Source organism: Lwoffella lincolnii (assembly GCF_002014765.1).
GTDB classification, from domain to species: Bacteria; Pseudomonadota; Gammaproteobacteria; order Pseudomonadales; family Moraxellaceae; genus Psychrobacter; species Psychrobacter lincolnii.
The window spans coordinates 489,582-509,741 of sequence record NZ_MUYT01000004.1; the positions used below are offsets into that span (position 1 = coordinate 489,582).

Consider the following 20,160-nt stretch of genomic DNA (forward strand, 5'->3'; position numbering starts at 1 on the left):
TTTTTCATTATATTGTGCCACAATCCAATGAAAAACCCCATATATGGTATTTTATGGTGGTTTTGCCATGCTTTTACCATATGGTATTTTCGCCAGTCAAAACGGAGCAAGCCTATGACCCATATTGATAATATCCAAGTAACCAAACGTGATGGACGCTTAGAATTAATTGATTTGGATAAAATTCACAAAGTCATTACGTGGGCAGCCAAGGGCTTAGATAATGTGTCGGTATCACAGGTTGAACTAAAATCACACATTCAATTTTATGAAGGCATCAAAACCCGTGATATCCACGAGACCATCATCAAAGCTGCTGCCGACCTTATCAGTGAGCAAACGCCAGACTATCAATATTTGGCAGCACGTTTGGCGATTTTTCATTTGCGTAAAATCGCCTACAATCAATTTGAGCCACCACATTTATTCGATCATGTCAGTAAACTTACTCAAGCAGGGCGTTATGACGCTCACATCTTGACAGACTATTCACAAGCAGAATTCAATGAGCTAAACGACCATATAGACCATTGGCGAGACATGAACTTGGCTTATGCCGCTGTTGAGCAAATGGCGGGCAAATATTTGGTACAAGACCGTGTCAATAAGCAGGTATTTGAAAGCCCACAATTTCTTTACATGTTGGTTGGCATGTGTTTATTTGCAAGCTATGATACTTTGTATGATAAAGACACTCGCATGGATTATATCAAGCGGTTTTATGACGCAACTTCGCAGTTTCGTATTTCATTGCCCACGCCCATCATGTCAGGGGTACGCACACCATCACGCCAGTTTAGTTCATGTGTGCTGATAGAATGTGGAGACAGCTTAGATTCCATCAACGCCACCACCAGTGCCATCGTGCGGTATGTATCACAACGAGCTGGCATTGGGGTTAATGCTGGACGTATTCGGGCGTTAGGAAGCCCCATTCGTGGCGGTGAAGCCAAGCACACAGGCTGTATTCCGTTTTATAAGTTGTTTCAAACGGCGGTGAAATGCTGCTCACAAGGTGGTGTGCGTGGTGGGGCGGCGACACTGTTTTATCCACTGTGGCATTTGGAAGTAGAAAGCCTGCTTGTGCTAAAAAATAACCGTGGCGTCGAAGACAACCGTGTGCGTCAAATGGACTATGGCGTACAAATTAACAAAACATTATACACTCGACTTATTAAAGGTCAGCATATCAGCCTATTTTCGCCATCTGATGTGCCAGGTTTGTATGACGCATTTTTTGCTGACCAAGATGAATTTGAACGCCTGTATGAAAAGTACGAAGCAGACGACAACATTCGTAAACGCCAAGTCCCTGCCAGTGAGCTGTTTAGCATGATGATGCAAGAACGTGCCAGCACAGGACGTATCTATGTACAAAACGTTGACCATTGCAACACTCACAGTCCCTTTGACCCTGCAATCGCCCCTATCCGTCAGTCTAACTTGTGTATGGAGATAGCCCTACCCACCAAAGAGTTAGACAACATCAACGATGATAAAGGCGAGATTGCCTTATGCACACTGTCAGCGGTGAATTTGGGTAAGGTAGAAAAGCTGACCGACATAGAAGAACCTGCTGAGCTTATTGTGCGTGCGTTAGATGCTCTATTAGATTATCAAGACTATCCTGTCATCGCTGCCAAAAATAGCAGCATGCAACGCCGCACCTTGGGTGTGGGGGTCATCAACTATGCGTATTATTTGGCAAAAAATGGCACCCGCTACTCTGATGAATCAACAGCCACCAATGGGGCTTTGGCACTAACGCATCGTACTTTTGAAGCGTTACAATATTATCTGCTAAAAGCATCTAACACACTGGCACAAGAGCAAGCCCCTTGCCCTGCTTTTGCCGAAACCACATACGCACAAGGCATCTTACCGATTGACACTTATAAAGCCGACCTAGATAAAATTTGTGCTGAGCCATTACATTACGATTGGGAAAGCTTGCGTGCTGACATCAAAAACCATGGGTTACGTAATTCCACCTTGACCGCATTAATGCCCTCTGAAACTTCCAGCCAAATTGCCAACGCCACCAATGGCATTGAACCACCTCGTGGTTTGGTATCCATCAAGGCCTCTAAAGATGGCATTTTAAAACAAGTCGTCCCTGACATTGACCGCCTAAGACATCAGTATGAACTGCTGTGGCACATGCCCAATAATGACGGTTATCTTAAACTGGTTGCCATCATGCAAAAGTTTGTTGACCAAAGCATCTCTGCCAATACCAACTATGACCCCAGTCGCTATGAAGGTGGACGAGTACCGATGAAGGTGTTATTAAAAGACTTATTAACCGCTTATAAGCTTGGCATAAAAACCCTTTATTATCATAACACTCGTGACGGAGCAAACGACACTCAAGAAAACATCGATGACGGTTGTGCTGGGGGAGCGTGTAAGCTATAGGTGATAAATTCTCAGTTATCATTGTTAGGGCGTATTGCTGGATAAAAGCCATTGTGCCGAATGACAGACACGCCCTAACGGTCAATTGGTTAATGTTTAAACTTTATCGCACAATACCACGGCGACTGTTTGTCAAGCTGTCTATCATCAGCTGAATTTTAGGTTCATCTGCCACCATTGGCTTAAGTTTGGCGATGGCTTGGTCTGTGGTCAGGCCACTGCGGAACACCCATTGATATGCTTGGCGTAACTGACTGATGGTATGGTTTGACCATGATTTGCGTCGCATGCCTTCAATATTTAGCCCACGCACTTTAGCAGGGTTGCCTGACACAGTGGTGAAAGCCATGACATCTTTGATAATCAAACTGGCAGCAGCAATCATGGCATAATGTGCCACATGACAAAACTGATGAATACCAGCATTGCCTCCGATGACCACATAATCACCAATACGCACATGCCCTGCCACGCCCACGTTATTGGCTAAGATGTTATGGTTGCCAACCACGCAATCATGAGCAATGTGAGTATTGACCATAAATAAGTTATGACTGCCAATTTTGGTTACTCCCCCATCTTGTACCGTCCCCCGATGAAAGCTACAGGCTTCTCTTATCAGATTATTATCGCCAATCTCTAGCCATGTCTCTTCGCCTGCATACTTTAGGTCTTGGCAATCTTCACCGATACTGGCGAATTGATAGATTTTATTATTTTGCCCAATTTTGGTATTTTTTCTTATCACCACATGCGACATCAACACGCACCCTGCACCAATGCTGACATCATCACCAATAACACAATACGCCCCAATTTTGGCAGTTGGGTCGATATGAGTATTATCTGAGATGATGGCTGTTGGGTGAATGGTCATGAATGTTACCTAAAATCAAAAATAAATACGCACAAGTCGAACAAGGTTTTCAACATCACTTTTTAGTATGTTGCAAAAGCTGTTGTTGCAAAATCGGTCATTTTAAAAACTGTTATCTTGTGTGCTGGGCTGTTTAATGAGTGTGATTTCAGCACTGGCAGTCATCTGTCCATCTACCAATGCTTGTGCTTGATATTTGGATACCTGTCGCTTTTGGCCAGATAAAGTGGCGGTCAGCCACAAGCAATCACCAGGGATAACTTGGCGTTTAAATCGGACATTATCGACTCCTGCAAACAGATACACCATACCATCGCTCAAGTTTTTGCCATCACTGACAAAGCCTAACACACCAGCAATTTGAGCCATGGCTTCGACCATCAATACCCCCGGCATCAAAGGTTGATTGGGAAAATGCCCATTAAAAAAATTTTCATTATTGCTTACATTTTTATAACCCACGATGTTCAACCCTGCCCGTAGTGCCACCACCCTATCTAACATCACAAATGGATAACGATGTGGCAAAAACCGTTTTAAGGTTTGTGAGTTTATCGGCAATGATAATGATTGCAGGCTTAATGCTTGTAAGTCGTCATCAGTCATGGCGAAATCACTTGCCAAACCCAGCTGATTTAAACGGTCATTGATATTATCAACTGACATCACATTCATAGGGGGCGTGTGGCTCATGTGCTTGTTCCTTCGGGTTTTTTAATCTTGTTTATCATGTCATGCGTTTGGTTTTTATTTGTGTTCACTTTTTATTTGCGTCCACTTTGGCGAAAACCCACCACCGCCCGCCGCCACTCAGCGGTTGGCATGACAGGAATGCCAGATGAATAACGACCTGGCTTATCAATCGATTTGGTAACCATGGTCATGGCAGAGATGATGACATCATCGGTAATGCTCAGATGACCACTGATACCAACTGCCCCTGCAATGATACACCGTTGTCCGATGTGGGTACTGCCAGCAATGGCGGTATTGGCAGCAATGGCGGTGGCTTGTCCAATATGAACATTGTGGGCAATTTGCACCAAGTTATCAATGATGACATCATCAGCAATCACAGTATTGTCTATCGCCCCACGGTCGATACAGGTGTTGGCACCGATGCGTACTCGGTGTCCAATTTGAACCTGACCCACCTGAGCAATGGCTTGCCAGCGATGTTGCGGAGATTGAGATTTCTCTTTATGCTGATAAGGGGCATAACCAAAGCCAGCACTGCCTATCACTGCTCCTGCATGTATGTGAACATCATCACCCAACTGACAGTGATGGTGTATCACCACATTTGCCATGATGCGACAGTTTTTACCCAACACACTGCCCATCTCCATCACCACACCTGCTTGTAAATAACTGCCATCGCCGATTTGGCAGTCTTTATCAACAAAACAGTGTGCCCCCACCCACACACCATTACCCAATTTAGCTGATGTGTCCACATAGGCAGTTGGGTGGATAATGGGAGAGGGTTGTGGCTTATCATTATCTGTATCAGCAGTCATATCAGAATCGGATAACCAAGCAAAAGTAGTGACGGGGTTATCAGCGTCAAACAGCTGACTGCAACTGGCGTACGCCAAATAAGGCGAGTTCACTTCAATCAACACGGCCGTATCAGGGGCAGCATCAGCATGTTTAATCGACGTGATGATGACGCCTGCCTTTGATTTGGGCAACCATTTGGCATGATATTCGTCATTGACAAAAGACAAGTCGGTTACGTCTGCTTTATCCAGTGATGCCAATGCTTGCACACAGGTATCTAATGCGTTTGCATCAAGGCGACCTTTATTGGTAACCACCTGTCTTTGTTCAATGACCGCTATTAATTGACGAACGCTGATTGAGCAGACGCTGTTAATAGATTGATTGGCAGATTGGTTAAATTGGCTCATTAAAAGACATTACCAATCTGGAACTGAACTTCATCTACCTTATCACCTTCTTTTTTATTAAAAGGCTTGGCATAGCTGATGGCAATCGGACCTATGGGGGTAAACCAAGTAATGCCTGCTCCAGCACTGTATCGCATTTGCTTGTCTTGTGTTAACAGCGGAATTTTAGTGTCGTTGCCATGATAGATAAAGGTTTTGTTTTCTTTACCTGTGGTGTCAAAGACTTGAGCCCCTTCGACAAACAAAACAGGACGCACTTGGTCTGCCCAATCCCCTTTAAATGGCATGGGTAATATCAGCTCTGCCCCCACCGCCGCCATGGCATTTCCACCCACTTCTTCAGGCAGATAATTTTGCTTCTCAGGCTCAAACTGGGTATCAAAAAAAGTCGTTGACTTAGGCCCTAAGCTATAGTAGTCAAAACCACGCACTGTGCCATAGCCACCAGCATAAAAGTTATCATAAAATGGCAAATTATGACCATAACCCAATTTGGTATAACCACGCCCTATAAAGCCTTTGCCCACAGGCAGATATAGGTTGCCTGTGTAACTGGCTTTTTGGTAAGTTTTATCACCCAAGCCGATGGTAAAATCCACATTATGACTCATGCCTTTGGTTGGAAAAACAGGCTTATCTAACGTGCTGTGTGACCAACCAAGCATCAGATTATAGGACGTATAGTCATTCTCAAAGTTATACCGTCCTTTGTCGTTACCTGTATGCACCGTTGCCCGACCACCATCATCAATGATGCTTTGTACGTTTGAAATGCCCATCCAACGACCGCCTGTTATGTCGGTTCTGTCAATGTTAAACCCTGCACTGACACGGGTATCTTCATCGACAGGGTAGCCATAATTGAGCGTCGCTCCATAAGAGTCAGTGATGTAGTTACTGACATTTTTATCATCAAGCTTGGTTTTACGATAATAGGCATTGATTCCTTGGGACACACCATCTTTGGTAAAATATGGGTCGGTGATGCCAATATTATAGTTTTCACGAGTCTCAGAACGTGATAAACCAAAATTAAGACCATTGCCCGTTCCTAAAAAGTTGCGTTGTGATAAGTCAAATTGAAAGGTAACCCCACCACTTTGTGAATAACCTGCGGCAATGGTTGAACTGCCTGTTGGTTGCTCAACAACGGTGATATTCACATCAACCTGATCAAGTTGATTGGGAACTGGTTTAACATCTGCCACCACAGATTTAAAATACCCTGTGCGCATCAAACGAATGCGTGACAGCTGAATTTTTTGACTGGACGCCAATGCCCCTTCTAGTTGACGCATCTCACGTCTTAACACCTCATCTTGCGTTTTGGTATTGCCAAAAAAGTTGATGCGACGCACATAAACAGGACGCACAGGGTCAATGTAATAATCCATGTCCACCGTGTGCGTGTCATCATTGATGCGTGGAATGGGGCGAATTTGGGCAAAATAGTACCCATCATCACCCAACTTGTTTTTAATATTGGCGGTGGTGTCATCAAGTTTGGCTTTAGAATATTGTTCATTGGTCGCAAAACTGACTTGCTTATTCAGCTCTTCTTGGCTGTAGGGCGTATTGCCCAAGAAACTTACTTTACCAAAGGCATACTGCTGACCTTCGCTGATTGCCACTTCTATAAATACATGCTTTTTGTCTTCACTGACATTTAAGGTGGCGTTGTCAATGTTAAAGCGGATAAAGCCTGAATTTTGGTACATGGCTTTTAGATTTTCTAAGCTGGCAGCCAGTTTTTCTTGAGCATAGCGGTCAGATTTGGATAATAAACGAGTCCAAGATGCTTCTTTTAGGGCAAACACGTCTTTGATGTCTTCATCGCTAAAATAGTCGTTACCAATGATGTTGATGTCTATCACCTTGGCAGGTTTGCCCTCAATAAAGGTGATGTCAAGCTTCACACGATTGCCATCAAGCAAAGTCTGTTCAACGTTGATGTCACTGTTATAGTAGCCTTGTAGTATGTATTGTTGTTGTAATTCATTGGCAACCCCAAATAAGGTGGCTTGTTTTAGCACACTGCCTTTGACAAGACCTGCGTGTTTTAGCCCATCTTCTAATCCTTGCTTGGGGATTAGGGTATTGCCTTTATAATTTATCTCCGCAATGATGGGACGCTCAACCACCAAAAAACGCAACACACCATCATCATTAACCACTTGCACATCAGAAAAGTTACCTGTGTCATATAGTGATTTGATGCTTTCTGATAACTGCTCTTGATTGATGCTACCCCCCACTGTGGTAGGCAAAATGGGATATAAACTCTCAGCCGTGATTCTTTGTAAACCCACAAATTGAATGTCAGTTACCACACCATAAGAGCCATGGACGGCATGGGCAGATGCCATCGACATCATCACCACCAATGGTAAGACCGACATGGAATAAAATTTAGTTGAACTCATACACATACTCACAGTTTTTGTACAAAAAAGATTGATTAAAAACACCCTAAAAATATCAAAATAGCCGACCAATATCCACACTCAACGCCATCACCATGAACACCGCCAAGAGCAAAAACCCCAAATTAAAGCCAATATTTTGCGTGGTCTCAGATAATGGTTTGCCCCTTATCAGCTCAATAAAATAATACAACAGATGTCCACCATCTAATACGGGAATAGGCAATAGATTAAGCACAGCAAGGCTTAGGCTAATCAACCCTGCGGTTGATAATACCATCTGCCAACTGATTTCAAAACTTTGTTTGGCAACTTTGGCAATGGTAATCGGACCTGATAAATTATCAATGCCAATCAAGCCAGTTATCATTTTGCCCATAGACGATAATGTCATCATGGACAAGTCATAAGTTTTGCCCACTGCTTTGCCCATTGCCGTCATGGGGTCATAGGCGATGGTGGTTTTATAGCTGTCAGGCACTTGAATATCAACTGCACCATCAACAGAATTGACGCCAGCTCCGATTTGCCCATAGACATTACCCATGGTGTCTTTTTTGCCTTGGGGCATGACAGCAAACGTCATTTGTTCATCACCACGCAACACTTTAAAGTTAAGCAGTTTTTCAGGATTGTCTTGCACCACTCGAGTCATCGTTATCCAGTCGTTGATAGGTTCATCATTGATGGCAATGATTTTATCCCCTATCTGCAAGCCTTGACGCTTGGCAGCCCCATCATCACTCAGTTGTCCAATCACCGCAGGAATGTTTGGTTGCCAAGGAGTTACCCCAATGGCGGTTAAGGCATCTTTACCGCTGTTTTTGCCTTGCATAAATTTGGTAATTGGCAGTTGGTACTGTATCGATTGAGCAGTTGGTTCATCATCTTGATAAGGTATGACCGTCAGCGTTACTTGAGTGGTCTCACCCATGTGATTTGCCAAACGGTAGTTAATTGCCTCCCAGCCGTCCACCGCCTCACCATCGACAGCGGTGATTTTATCACCCACATTAAGCTTGGCGGTTGCCGCTGGACTGTTGGGTAATATCGTGCCAATGCGAGTATTCAGCTGTTCGCTTGGGGTTAAAAATAACACCCAAAACAAAGCCATGGCGATTAACAGGTTGGTAACAGGTCCTGCTGCCACAATGGCAATTTTTTTCATTGGGTGCTGTTTATCAAATGCCAAATGCTCTTGACCTTTGGGGACATCACCTTCTCGACCATCTAACATTTTGACATAACCACCAAGCGGTAAGGCGGACAGCCGATAGTCAATGCCTGATTTTTTGCTTGTCCAACTGGCAAGTTTGGGTCCAAAACCTATCGAATAAGTCAACACTTTTACCCCACAAAGCCGAGCAACGATATAATGCCCAAATTCATGCAATGCCACCAAAGGACCAAGCACAAACACCGCCGCTAAGATGGTCAAGATAATGGTCATTAACAAAGACATGCGGTTACCTCATTTTCACCAATTAATTGCTTGCTACTTTCATTGACTGTTTGCCACTTATATTTATCATCTGCTACTTTTATCATTTACTAATGTGATTTTTTTCAATGTTGTGTCTTGCTAAAGCTCGACTGTCATTATCAATTGCCAAAATGCTCGCCAAATCGTTGATTTCATTGGGATATTGATGCTGATTCATGCTGTTTAACACGTTTTCATTCATATTGGCAATGTCAGTTAAACGGATATGCCCATCTAAAAACGCTTGCACTGCCACTTCATTGACCGCATTTAAGCTGATGGTTGCCCAACTTCCTGCTCGCATGGCTTCTCTTGCCAATGCCAAACATTTAAACTTATGTAAATCGGGTGGCAAAAACTCCAATTTGCCAAGCTCATATAAATTTAAAGGCACGACACCACTGTCAATCCGCTCAGGGAAGCTTAACACATGGGCGATTGGGGTACGCATGTCAGGCGACCCCATCTGTGCCAAAAAACTGCCATCAGCATATTGTACCAATGAATGCACGATGCTTTGTGGGTGCATCACCACTTGGATTTTATCTTCTGGCAAATCAAATAAATAGCAGGCTTCTATCAGCTCAAGCCCTTTATTCATCATGGTGGCAGAGTCCACTGAAATTTTTTGCCCCATCGACCAATTCGGGTGGTTAACAGCTTGCTCAACCGTTGCTGATTGCATCTCATCAAAGCTTGCAGACAAAAAAGGACCTCCCGATGCCGTCAGCCACAACTGACTGATGCCATGATGCTTGTCATGAATGGCATGTTGGTTTTGTTGTACCGTCTGTGGCAAGCATTGAAAAATGGCGTTATGCTCAGAATCAACAGGCAATATCTTTGCCCCAGACAGCTTGGCATGGTGCATCATCAGACTGCCTGCCATCACCAAAGCCTCTTTGTTGGCGAGCAAGACTCGTTTACCTGCCTGCACCGCCATCAACGTTGAAGACAGTCCAGCACTGCCGACAATGGCAGCAACCACCGTGTCCACTTGTGGGTCGCAAGCAATGTCATCTAGCCCTGCTTGCCCTGCCACCACATCAATCTGCAAATCTGCCTTACTCAGTCTTTGAGCAAACGCATCGACTTGCCACTTAGGCACAGCAACTCGCTTGGGTCGCCAGCGCACACAAAGCTGAAATAACTCGTCCAAACGGCTATGCCCTGATAAGGCATAAACGTCATATTTGTCATCATGACGACTTAAAATATCAAGTGTGCTGGTGCCGATTGAACCTGTCGCACCTAAAATGGCGACTTTTTGCCCATGTTGCCCATCGACCTTTTGAGCCTTATTTTGAGCGGTTATCGGTGATAAGTTTGGGCAGTTGCCAGTCATATCAGACCTTTTTAAATTTAAATGACGTTTTTAATAATGACTTAATAAATTCTTATTAATGGCTTAATACATAATCACAATTTAATCATGGCAAATGAATCAAACTGACAACACTTGCAACAGTAAATATCCCAGAGCAAAAATCGGCGTGGCAGACAGCAATGAATCAATGCGGTCAAGCACACCACCATGCCCTGGTAACACAGTGCCAGAGTCTTTAATACCAGCACGCCGTTTGAGCATGGACTCAAATAAATCACCCAACACCGATGCCATGATGGTCATTGCTGATAACAGCATAAACACCAACAGCACTGACCCTGTGTATTTAAGCCAATACATACTGATAAATAATGCCACACCCATGCCAACGGTTAAGCCACCATACAAGCCTTGCATGCTTTTATTTGGTGAAACATTGGGAGCCATCTTGGTTTTACCAAACTTTCGCCCAACAAAATATGCCCCACTGTCAGCACACCATACCAAAATAAACACATACATCAGCCACCAAGGTGACTGTTGCCATAAATAAAACATGGCGGTGATGGCAGCGGTCAAAATAATCACCCCCATGGTCATTAATCGTCTGCCATACCACTGAGTGCGAGTGGGATATTGCCATACCCATGCTAATGCCATCAGCCAAATCACCACGGACATCAGCCACCAAATCAGCCACACTTTGGGAAACAGCAAGCTTATCATGGTCAATAGCAACACCAATAGCACAAAGTGCATGGGCTTACGCTGTGCTGGCATCAGCTTTGTCCATTCATGAGCAGCAATGGTTACCCCCACCGCCAACAATGGCACAAATAGCCAAGGTGTGTCACTGGCAAATAACGCAACACCCACAATGATGACTAGGATAACGGCTGTTTTGATGCGTTGCCACATAATATTGCTCAAAATGGTTAATGGGTTCAAAAAACATCAATCAAGTAACAATCAGTTAAGAGAACAGTTAAGAGAATAGATTAGCTAAAAGAACCGCTGGTTTAATTGCATTAAAATCCTAAGACGACCGCTGATGTGCTAAGTTTACCAAATTGCCAGCAATCACCTGCTCGCTGGTTCTGCCAAATCGCCGTTGCCGACTGGCAAACTCAACGAGCATTCGTTCCAGTTCAGTTGGTGAAAACTGTGGCCATAATGTCTCGGTAAAGAATAACTCTGCATACGCCATCTGCCACAACAAAAAATTAGACAACCGATACTCACCACCTGTGCGAATAAGCATGTCCACCGCAGGCACATCTGCCAGTGCCAAATGCTCACTCATGCTATCAACATTGATACTTTGTAAGCTGATGTTGCCTTGAACCACTTGACTTGCCAGCTGTTTGGCAGCTTGAGCAATGTCCCATTGACCACCATAACTCACCGCTATCACCAACGTCATGGCCGTAAAGTGAGCCGTCTGTGCTTCAGCATTTGCCATCAAAACTTGTAGCTTATCTGATAACTGAGACCTATCACCAATAAAACGCAAGCGTACTTGGTGTTCATTCATTTTGGGAATTTGCTCATGAATGGATTCTTCAAGCAGTCTCATCAACAACGCCACTTCATTGGCAGGGCGTTGCCAGTTTTCGCTAGAAAAAGCAAACACCGTCAATACGTCAATGCCCAATGCTAAGCATTGTCTAACAATCGGGTCAAGGGCATCTTTGCCTGCCACATGCCCCTGACCTGCGGGCATGGCGTGTGCCTTAGCAAAGCGGTTATTGCCGTCCATAATGATGGCAATGTGCTTAGGCAAATGGTGCTTAGGCAAATGCTCAGGCAAGCGACTGACCAACTGAGTGTTCATCACACTTCCATCAATTCAGCTTCTTTTTTCTCAAGCTTATCATCAATATTGGTGATGTATTTGTCAGTCAGCTTTTGCACATCATCACCTGCTCGACGCTCTTCATCTTCTGATATTTCTTTGTCTTTTGCCAACTCTTTGATGTCACCAAGCATGTCACGGCGAATGTTACGTATGGAGACTCGACTGTTCTCAGCTTCAGAGCGAGCCAGTTTTTGCATGTCTTTACGAGTCTCTTCAGTTAAGGCTGGCATTGGCACACGTATGACATCGGCAGTCATGGGGTTAAGACCCAAATCTGCTTCACGAATGGCTTTATCCACCGTCTGTACCATGCTACGGTCAAACGGCTGTACCAATAATGTGCGGGCATCTTCCACATTCACACTGGCAACTTGGTTTAAAGGTGTGGGTGAGCCATAATAATCCACCATCACACTACCCAACATACTTGGGTGGGCCCGCCCTGTACGCACCTTGCTAAAAGCAGTGTCTAACGCTTCTAGGGTTTTTTTCATGCGGTTTTCACCGTCTTTTTTGATGTCGTTTATCATAGATTGTCTCCTTTATAAACGGAATAAACATAAACGGAATAAACGGATAAAAATAAAAACATTCAAAAATGTGTCATATCTTTGTGATGTTACTGACCGACTTTTGTGCCTTCTTCTTCCCCCATCACCACATTAAGTAAGGCATTTGGCTTATTCATGTCAAACACTTGCAATGGCACATTATGTTCACGCAACAGTGCAATGGCGGTTAAGTCCATCACGCCTAGCTTTTGCTCAAGCACCTCATCAAAACTTAAATAATCGTATTTAATCGCATCGGCATGAGTGCTTGGGTCTTTGTCATACACGCCGTCAACTTTGGTCGCCTTTAAAATCAAATTGGCTTCAATCTCAATGCCTCGCAAGCAAGCGGCGGTGTCTGTGGTAAAAAATGGATTGCCTGTGCCAGCGACAAAAATACACACCTCACCATGCTTAAGATAGCGAATGGCGTTACGGCTTGAGTAGCTTTCTGTCACTTCACCGATGGGCAAAGCTGACATCAAGCGGCTTTTGATGTTGCGACGCTCTAAGGCATCTCGCATGGCAAGCCCATTCATGACGGTGGCAAGCATGCCCATTTGGTCACCTGTGACTCGCCCAACCAAGCCTTCTTGCTGTAGCTGACTGCCACGATACAGATTACCACCACCAACCACAATGCCAACTTGCACATCTAAGCCTCGTAAGTGAGCAATGGCAAGGCTCATTTTATCCAACACATCGGCGTTGATGCCCATGCCTTGCCCACCTGCCAATGCTTCGCCAGATAATTTAAGCAAGATTCGATTATAACGGGGATTTTTGTCAGACATAAGCCACCTTTGATGATGAGTTGTGTGGAAATTGAGTTGATGGGATAAATTTGACAAATTTTAACAAAAAAGTGGTGAATTTAATAGCCATGATTGCTGATGACATTCGTTTGTTTCTGATGTCCACCAATATGACAGCATGGGGATATTTATCTTCACTTTTTTATATGTTATAGTTAATTTCATCAATATATTTATTTAATTTAACTATAACATCGCATGAAACGCATCGTCTTATCTACTTCCACTTCTTGCTTGGATTATATGGATATCCGCCATTCTGTACGCTCCATTCATCAGCATTTGTTAATTAACAATGTTGATTTTTTAGACGGTCATAACATTGACATTAAGCGACTGCAAAACATCATCACCGCCAGTCCAAACACCACCATGAGTACCGCTCCTGCCAGTGAAGATGAAATTCGCCAATTATTTGCCCAATTGGCCGAAGACAACTATGATGAAGTCATCATCATCACCCACTCGCAACACTTAAGCAAAAGCTTTCATATCATCAGTCAAGTGCGTGATGACATGGCAGTGATTCACCCAGCAATGACCGTGCATGTCCTTGACTGTCAGCAAATTAACTTTACCCAAGCGTTGATGACGTTAGATGCCCAACGTTTATTTATTCAAAATGAAAGCATCAATACCATCATTGACCATCTTAATGCGTTAAATCAATCGCATCGTTGTTTTTTTGTGGTGGAAGATTTGACCTATTTGACCAGAAGTGGGCGTTTAAAAACAACCGCCAGTTTTTTTGCAAATTTGTTAGACATCAAGCCGATGTTAGAGATTCAACAAGACGGTAAAATCGAAGCCATCAAAAAGGTCAGAAAAATCGAAAAAGCCATTGACTTGATGATTGATTATTTGGGTAAAGAGATAAAAAATAAACACGCCTATCCTTACCTGCTTGATGCGGGCAATCATGAGCTGGTTGCCTATACTGCTCAAAGGGTCAAAGATAAACTTGGATTGAATGAGGTGATTGTCCAGCCTGTTACCCCTGTGTCAGTCGCCACCCATGGTCCTAACACAGTGGGCTTAGGGGCATTTATTCATAACATTCCCATGTCAATAGACTTGTTTTAGACCAGCCAATCCATTATCCGATGGTTATTGGTGCTTTACTGTTGGTTTATATTGGGCTGTTGGTTGATGTTTTGGTTGATATTGGCAGTTGCAAAGTTGGCAAATAAGTCATATTCACTGGCCTCATCAATGGTGATGGTCAGGCGGTCGCCAATGTTAACACTGGCATCGATGTGGTCAACATAAACATGCCCATCAATCTCTGGAGCGTCAGCGATACTGCGACAGATGGCGATGGATTCGTCAGTGTCAATGTCATCTACCAACACGGTTAGGGTTTTACCCACTTTTTGGGCAAGCTTATTGGCACTGATGCGTTGTTGTTGTGCCATCAAGCGATTATGGCGGTCTTGCTTGATGTGTTCTGGCACAGGATTGGGCAAATTATTGGCAGCTGCTCCTTCAATGTCAGAATAGGTAAAACACCCCACTCTGTCCAATTGAGCTTGCTCAAGCCAGTCTAGCAAGTATTCAAAGTCTGCTTCAGTCTCCCCAGGGAAGCCAACCACAAAGGTTGAGCGAATGACGATATCAGGGCAAAGCTGTCGCCATCTGCCAATGCGTTCTAGGGTGTTTTCAGCGTGGGCGGGGCGTTTCATGGCTTTTAGGACGCTTGGACTGGCGTGTTGAAAAGGAATGTCCAAATATGGCAATAAACCCCCTTGCTCAGCGGTAAATTGGCTCATCAGTGCCACCACATCATCGACATGTGGATAAGGATAAACATAATGCAGACGCACCCACATGCCCGATTGGCGAGCCAATTGATGCAATGCTTGACACAAGTTAACAAATTTAGACTTCAAGGGCATGCCTTGCCAAAAGCTGGTTTTATATTTTAAATCCACACCATAAGCTGATGTGTCTTGCGAGATGACAAGCATCTCTTTAACACCTGCTGACTGTAAGGCTTTGGCTTCATTCATCACCTCATCAATGGGGCGTGATACCAAGTCGCCCCGAAGCGCTGGAATGATACAAAAGGTACAACGATGGTTACAGCCTTCAGAGATTTTTAAGTAAGCATAATGGGCTGGGGTGAGCTTGATGCCTGCATCGTTAATAAGGTCAATTTTGGGGTCGTAAGTGTTGATTTTATCCGCTTGGCTGATGGGTGCATGGGTATTGACGGCCGTAACGACTTCTTGATAAGCGTGAGCACCTGTCACAGACAGCACTGCTGGGTGCATGGTTTTGATGCGTTCAGCATCTTTACCCAGACAACCTGTAACGATGACTTTGCCATTTTGGTTGATGGCTTCACCAATGGCATCTAGCGACTCTTGCACGGCTGATTCAATAAAGCCACAAGTATTGACCACCACCAAATCTGCCCCATCATAATCATTGGCAACACGATAGCCTTCTTTGGTCAGTGCGGTGATGATGCGTTCAGAATCCACCAATGCCTTGGGACAACCCAAAGAAACAAAACCAACTTTAGGGGCAGATGTGGCTTTTAAGGCAAATGTGCCTTGAGCTGTTTGTTCAGCTTGCTTGGTAATGACACTGGCAGATTGCACGATGTTACGGTTTTGATTGTGATTGGCTTGATGGTGGCTGGCTTGAAAATTGTCTTGAAAATTGGCTTTGGGATTAAAAATACGTGCTTGGCTAGACATAAATGACCTTTTGGCTAAATTTGGGTTAGCTTGGCTAAAATGGATTGGGTGAATTCATCACGCTGTTGGCAGTAATTTTATCACGGCTTGCATGTTTTGTGGTCGCTTGTTGGGTTGATATTGAACACAAGCATTGATGACATTTTGCCAAGATTGCCATTGAGTTGGGAGTTTGAGTGAGGTTTTATGCTGGTCTAAGTGGCGACTGGTGTGCCAATTTTTCCATGCTTGTGAGCGGTCAATTGCTTGTGAACGGTCAATATCGCTCATGCTTGATGCAACATACGCCTGCCCTGCTCTTGTGTGAGTTAACAACTGATACACCATCAAACCAAAGGCATACACATCACTGGCAATGCTCACCCCCCTGCCTAACCAACATTCTGGGGCAAGATACGCTGGCGTGCCTGCAATGGGCAAAGACAGCGATGTTAACTGAGATTGCTTGTGAAACTGCCTTTGAGGTTGGGCTAAGGCAAAATCGGTGATATGGACCAATGGTAAGGCTGTAAAGTTAAAGTTAGAATTAGATGCTGATGAGCTTAATGGCGAGGAACTTAATAAAAAATTGCTTGGCTTGACATCACCATGAATCAGCTTGGCATCATGCACTTGTTGTAAAGCCAATGCGGCTTGTAAAATAAGATGACTGATAAACATGCTGTCTGCTTGCTGTGCATTGGCTGATTGTTTTGACTGGGATTGATGACAAATTTGTTGTAAGCTTCCCATATCAAAATATGGCAACAGCATCACACTTAATCGCCCCATTTGCTTGTCTTGCTGACACTCTAACGTCAAAGGCAAATCAGATTGACCATACAATGGCAATGCAATGCGACAAATGTCAGCATCAGTGCATATGGGGTTATTTTTGCTTAGCTGAGTTAACCGCTTGATTTGTGTGTTCAAATCAACATTCAAATCCAAGCTCATATCCATATTAAAATCATGGTAATCAGGGTTAAGAGAAGTAAAATCACTGTGTGATGGCTGATGTTGCCATTTCATTTGCCATTTAATGATGACACGTTGATAACGCTGAACGCCATCGGTTAAGTTGCCACTGCTGATGCCTTGATACATGATGCGATGGGCGTTTTTTTGACCATCAGCAGAAGTTAAGCTCAGCCGATGATGCTTAAGCGATGCCAGCGTGAATTGACCATTGTCCATGGACATCACCGATGCCACCAAGTGTGGTGACAATGCTTCCAGTAATGCCTGCTGGGCATTGTCCATATGACTAAGGTGGCTAAGGTTAAGATGACTTTTTGGCATGGCTTCCTTTTGGCATGGTTCTTTGACATGGCTCTTTGGCATCAGTCTGTCATATGGGCTACTGACTGTCATATGGATTACTGACATGACACCATCGCATTGAGACTGATGCCATTTTAACAAATCTTTTGGCTCACCGACTTTTTGACTAAGGACAAAACAATTAATGCAACATACTCACAACATCACCCTACCTGAGCAAACATTGGCGTTACTAAACACATATCTGAGCCAAGCCATTTCTCACGCTGGCAAGCCCCTTACCATTGACCCTGCGGTGTTGGCGTATCGCTGGGTGGCAGATGCCAGTAACATCAATGGTGGCCATCTTGAACCAATAACCATGGACATCACTGGAGCAACAGCGATACAATTGAGCGACTTACTGGGTATCGAACGACAAAAACAGCGATTAATCAACAACACTCGCCAGTTTTTGCAAGGTCTGCCAGCCAATCATGTGCTGATGACAGGCACTCGTGGTGGTGGTAAGTCGTCATTAGTGCGTGCCTTATTAAGCCAATTTGCCACTGATGGGCTGCGGTTGATAGAAGTGGCTCGCATGGATTTATCAGCATTGGATAAAATACGTCAAGCCGTGTCTGCCCTACCAGAACATGCCAATGTGCGTTATGTGGTGTATTGTGATGATTTGGCATTTGACAAACAAGATGAAAGCTATCGGGCGTTAAAATCGGTGCTAGACGGCTCACTGTCTTCTGAGCAAGACAAACTGCTCGTTTATGCCACCAGTAACCGCCGTCATCTGTTGCCCCAACTGATGAAAGACAACCGAGACATCTATAACGGACAGACTGATGAAGTCAACCCTTATGAAACCATTGATGAAACGGTGTCTTTGTCTGACCGCTTTGGGATTTGGCTGTCGTTTCAACCGATGACACAAGATACTTATGTGAGCATTGCACGGTATTATGTGCATAAGCTATCAAATAGTCATCTGTCAGACAGCCGTGGGGCAACAACCATCAATTTGGCAAACATGAATGAAGAAATCACAAATAACGCCATTCGCTTTGCCAGTGAAAGAGGCGGACGCTCTGGGCGAGTGGCGTATCAATTTGCCAGAGATTGGGTGGGGAAAATTGGGCTAACGCAGTTGGGCTAACAAAGGTGAGCTAACACTATCAGATTGACACAGATTTAAAAACATCAGATAAAAAACCAAACCCAAATGAATTTAGGCTTGGTTTTTTCTTAATGCCATTAAGTCTCAATACCATTCAATATTGACTATTTAACACGAGTGTATGTTTGTTGACTGTCTCCAAAACTACTTTCTATAAAGCGGTCTGAGCTTTGCCATATTAATTGCGACATTCTGACCTGCTCTTTAGAAGGTGATTGGGAAGATGGTTTTGGAAGCATGGTTACAACTTGTTGATTGTCTTTATTGGCACTGGCAAACACAATGTTCACAAAGGGTGAATGTTGTGTTTTCTCATGATATTGAGCATCAACACAATTTTTACCTGCATATGTTGTGATTGTTTTTGTTTCTACAATCTCATTTGGTTTGTCGCCTATTTTATAAGATAAGATTGTTTTTTCACTATTGCTCAAATCATTTTTGCAATCTGATTGCCAAGTACCCACAAATGCTTGTGCCAGTTTTGCCAATTCTGTTGATTTGGCGAATGCGTCATGCGTTTGTATCGTGTCATAAAAATGTTGCTGTGCTTTTTGTGGGGATTGAACATGTTGGTTGCTATTGAGTTTTGGCTTTAAATGCTCAGCAAACTTATCATCATCTTTTTGTTGAATGAGGGTTTGAAAATCACCAGCAGTGAACCGCTTGGCAACGTCTTTATCAATGTCAATGCCATTTTTAAGGTCGTTGTCATTATCAACACTTTGTAGAACTTGTAGGATACGAACCACTTCGTTACTTTCTGTGGTTAAATCAGCAGGGGTAACAACAGATTTTGGCATGGTTGAACCCAGTGTCATCTCACCTAATTTAAAGGTGATGGCCTTGCTGGCATGTTTAGGATAGATGAACATGCCATTAATCGTTTTACTTGAGTTGCCATTATAGACATAGTCTAACCCCTGCACCACACTGTCAAGAAAAACCCCTGTGTTTTGGTCTTGTGAGGATTCAGCAATTCGCTTACCTAAAGAGCGACCCAGTTTTTCATCATCACCACCACAGGCAGTCAATACAAAGGCGGTGCTTGTCAATAGAGCCAAACAGAGTGTGTGATGCTTAAGTTTCATGCGTTTTAGTTTCATACGTTTTAGTTCCAGTTTTAGCTTTATGGTAATTTTGCCAATATCTGACAATATATTATTTAATGATTTAATGACACATCACTCCACGTCTTTGACATGAATTATCCATGAAATGAGTTGTCAATCAATTGCTAAGAATTAAACAAATGGCTAAGAGCCATCAGCCCATGCCAGTCATCTTATTATACGCCCATTCATGCCATTTTGCCATCAAACTCAGTTTTTATTAGGGAGATACCCTAAGAATAACCTA

Annotated in this window: 16 protein-coding genes; 3 read left to right on the top strand and 13 right to left on the bottom strand. The window is 43.7% G+C overall.

Annotated features, from left to right (window positions below; all coding sequences use genetic code 11):
* Positions 1-114 precede the first annotated feature (114 nt).
* Positions 115-2,418, top strand: a complete 2,304-nt coding sequence (nrdA, locus tag B0682_RS04340; protein WP_078306826.1) for a class 1a ribonucleoside-diphosphate reductase subunit alpha — start codon at positions 115-117, stop codon at positions 2,416-2,418.
* A 103-nt stretch (positions 2,419-2,521) separates the two neighbouring features.
* Here nrdA and lpxA read toward each other — a convergent pair whose 3' ends face one another.
* The 10 genes from lpxA to pyrH all read right to left on the bottom strand — a co-directional run bounded on the left by lpxA (position 2,522) and on the right by pyrH (position 13,644).
* Complete coding sequence (gene lpxA, locus B0682_RS04345; protein ID WP_078306827.1) at positions 2,522-3,295, bottom strand: acyl-ACP--UDP-N-acetylglucosamine O-acyltransferase; 774 nt, start codon at positions 3,293-3,295, stop codon at positions 2,522-2,524.
* A 102-nt stretch (positions 3,296-3,397) separates the two neighbouring features.
* Positions 3,398-3,961 (bottom strand): 3-hydroxyacyl-ACP dehydratase FabZ, encoded by a 564-nt coding sequence (fabZ, locus tag B0682_RS04350; RefSeq protein WP_411350827.1) that lies wholly within the window; start codon positions 3,959-3,961, stop codon positions 3,398-3,400.
* Positions 3,962-4,059: 98 nt separating this feature from the next.
* Positions 4,060-5,208, bottom strand: coding sequence for a UDP-3-O-(3-hydroxymyristoyl)glucosamine N-acyltransferase (lpxD, locus tag B0682_RS04355; protein ID WP_078306828.1), 1,149 nt, complete (start codon positions 5,206-5,208; stop codon positions 4,060-4,062).
* Entirely contained in the window at positions 5,208-7,637 is a 2,430-nt protein-coding gene (gene bamA / locus B0682_RS04360) for an outer membrane protein assembly factor BamA (RefSeq protein ID WP_205760096.1), read from the bottom strand. Before bamA ends, lpxD begins: the two co-directional genes overlap by 1 nt.
* 49 nt (positions 7,638-7,686) lie before the next feature.
* Positions 7,687-9,081 carry an RIP metalloprotease RseP gene (gene rseP / locus B0682_RS04365; protein WP_078307075.1) on the bottom strand — a complete coding sequence of 465 codons (1,395 nt, stop codon included), beginning with the start codon at positions 9,079-9,081 and terminating at the stop codon, positions 7,687-7,689.
* Positions 9,082-9,175: 94 nt separating this feature from the next.
* Positions 9,176-10,459 (bottom strand): 1-deoxy-D-xylulose-5-phosphate reductoisomerase, encoded by a 1,284-nt coding sequence (ispC, locus tag B0682_RS04370; protein WP_078306830.1) that lies wholly within the window; start codon positions 10,457-10,459, stop codon positions 9,176-9,178.
* A gap of 99 nt (positions 10,460-10,558) precedes the next feature.
* Positions 10,559-11,359 carry a phosphatidate cytidylyltransferase gene (locus B0682_RS04375; protein ID WP_078306831.1) on the bottom strand — a complete coding sequence of 267 codons (801 nt, stop codon included), beginning with the start codon at positions 11,357-11,359 and terminating at the stop codon, positions 10,559-10,561.
* A 118-nt stretch (positions 11,360-11,477) separates the two neighbouring features.
* On the bottom strand, positions 11,478-12,275 hold the full coding sequence (gene uppS, locus B0682_RS04380) for a polyprenyl diphosphate synthase (RefSeq protein ID WP_078306832.1): 798 nt from the start codon (positions 12,273-12,275) through the stop codon (positions 11,478-11,480).
* Positions 12,275-12,829 (bottom strand): ribosome recycling factor, encoded by a 555-nt coding sequence (gene frr / locus B0682_RS04385; RefSeq protein WP_078306833.1) that lies wholly within the window; start codon positions 12,827-12,829, stop codon positions 12,275-12,277. Before frr ends, uppS begins: the two co-directional genes overlap by 1 nt.
* An 89-nt stretch (positions 12,830-12,918) precedes the next feature.
* Positions 12,919-13,644, bottom strand: coding sequence for a UMP kinase (gene pyrH, locus B0682_RS04390; protein ID WP_078306834.1), 726 nt, complete (start codon positions 13,642-13,644; stop codon positions 12,919-12,921).
* Positions 13,645-13,863: 219 nt separating this feature from the next.
* On the opposite strand from pyrH, the gene B0682_RS04395 reads away from it, so the two are divergent.
* Entirely contained in the window at positions 13,864-14,748 is an 885-nt protein-coding gene (locus tag B0682_RS04395) for a DegV family protein (RefSeq protein ID WP_078306835.1), read from the top strand.
* A gap of 35 nt (positions 14,749-14,783) precedes the next feature.
* Here B0682_RS04395 and rimO read toward each other — a convergent pair whose 3' ends face one another.
* Both rimO and B0682_RS04405 read right to left on the bottom strand, forming a co-directional pair.
* The gene (rimO, locus tag B0682_RS04400) at positions 14,784-16,370 is read right to left on the bottom strand and encodes a 30S ribosomal protein S12 methylthiotransferase RimO (RefSeq protein ID WP_078306836.1); all 1,587 of its coding nucleotides are present in this window, start codon (positions 16,368-16,370) and stop codon (positions 14,784-14,786) included.
* 57 nt (positions 16,371-16,427) lie between these two features.
* Positions 16,428-17,738: a protein kinase domain-containing protein gene (locus B0682_RS04405; RefSeq protein WP_078306837.1), complete on the bottom strand. Its 1,311-nt coding sequence runs from the start codon at positions 17,736-17,738 to the stop codon at positions 16,428-16,430.
* Positions 17,739-17,835: 97 nt separating this feature from the next.
* Between B0682_RS04405 and B0682_RS04410 the strand changes: the two genes are divergently transcribed.
* On the top strand, positions 17,836-18,780 hold the full coding sequence (locus B0682_RS04410) for an ATP-binding protein (RefSeq protein WP_205760103.1): 945 nt from the start codon (positions 17,836-17,838) through the stop codon (positions 18,778-18,780).
* A 125-nt stretch (positions 18,781-18,905) separates the two neighbouring features.
* Here the strand turns inward: B0682_RS04410 and B0682_RS04415 are convergent, their stop codons facing one another.
* Positions 18,906-19,907, bottom strand: a complete 1,002-nt coding sequence (locus B0682_RS04415) for a hypothetical protein (protein WP_143823263.1) — start codon at positions 19,905-19,907, stop codon at positions 18,906-18,908.
* Between the last annotated feature and the right edge of the window lie 253 nt (positions 19,908-20,160).

Bases quoted from the DNA above. Each gene is read 5' to 3' on its own strand.
- B0682_RS04415 (WP_143823263.1), bottom strand. From the start codon at position 19,907: ATGAAACTAAAACGCATGAAACTTAAGCATCACACACTCTGTTTGGCT.
- uppS (WP_078306832.1), bottom strand. From the start codon at position 12,275: ATGAACACTCAGTTGGTCAGTCGCTTGCCTGAGCATTTGCCTAAGCAC.
- fabZ (WP_411350827.1), bottom strand. From the start codon at position 3,961: ATGTCAGTTGATAATATCAATGACCGTTTAAATCAGCTGGGTTTGGCA.
- B0682_RS04395 (WP_078306835.1), top strand. From the start codon at position 13,864: ATGAAACGCATCGTCTTATCTACTTCCACTTCTTGCTTGGATTATATG.
- rseP (WP_078307075.1), bottom strand. From the start codon at position 9,081: ATGACCATTATCTTGACCATCTTAGCGGCGGTGTTTGTGCTTGGTCCT.
- lpxA (WP_078306827.1), bottom strand. From the start codon at position 3,295: ATGACCATTCACCCAACAGCCATCATCTCAGATAATACTCATATCGAC.
- rimO (WP_078306836.1), bottom strand. From the start codon at position 16,370: ATGTCTAGCCAAGCACGTATTTTTAATCCCAAAGCCAATTTTCAAGAC.
- frr (WP_078306833.1), bottom strand. From the start codon at position 12,829: ATGATAAACGACATCAAAAAAGACGGTGAAAACCGCATGAAAAAAACC.
- pyrH (WP_078306834.1), bottom strand. From the start codon at position 13,644: ATGTCTGACAAAAATCCCCGTTATAATCGAATCTTGCTTAAATTATCT.
- bamA (WP_205760096.1), bottom strand. From the start codon at position 7,637: ATGTGTATGAGTTCAACTAAATTTTATTCCATGTCGGTCTTACCATTG.
- lpxD (WP_078306828.1), bottom strand. From the start codon at position 5,208: ATGAGCCAATTTAACCAATCTGCCAATCAATCTATTAACAGCGTCTGC.
- B0682_RS04405 (WP_078306837.1), bottom strand. From the start codon at position 17,738: ATGTCAGTAATCCATATGACAGTCAGTAGCCCATATGACAGACTGATG.
- nrdA (WP_078306826.1), top strand. From the start codon at position 115: ATGACCCATATTGATAATATCCAAGTAACCAAACGTGATGGACGCTTA.
- ispC (WP_078306830.1), bottom strand. From the start codon at position 10,459: ATGACTGGCAACTGCCCAAACTTATCACCGATAACCGCTCAAAATAAG.
- B0682_RS04375 (WP_078306831.1), bottom strand. From the start codon at position 11,359: ATGTGGCAACGCATCAAAACAGCCGTTATCCTAGTCATCATTGTGGGT.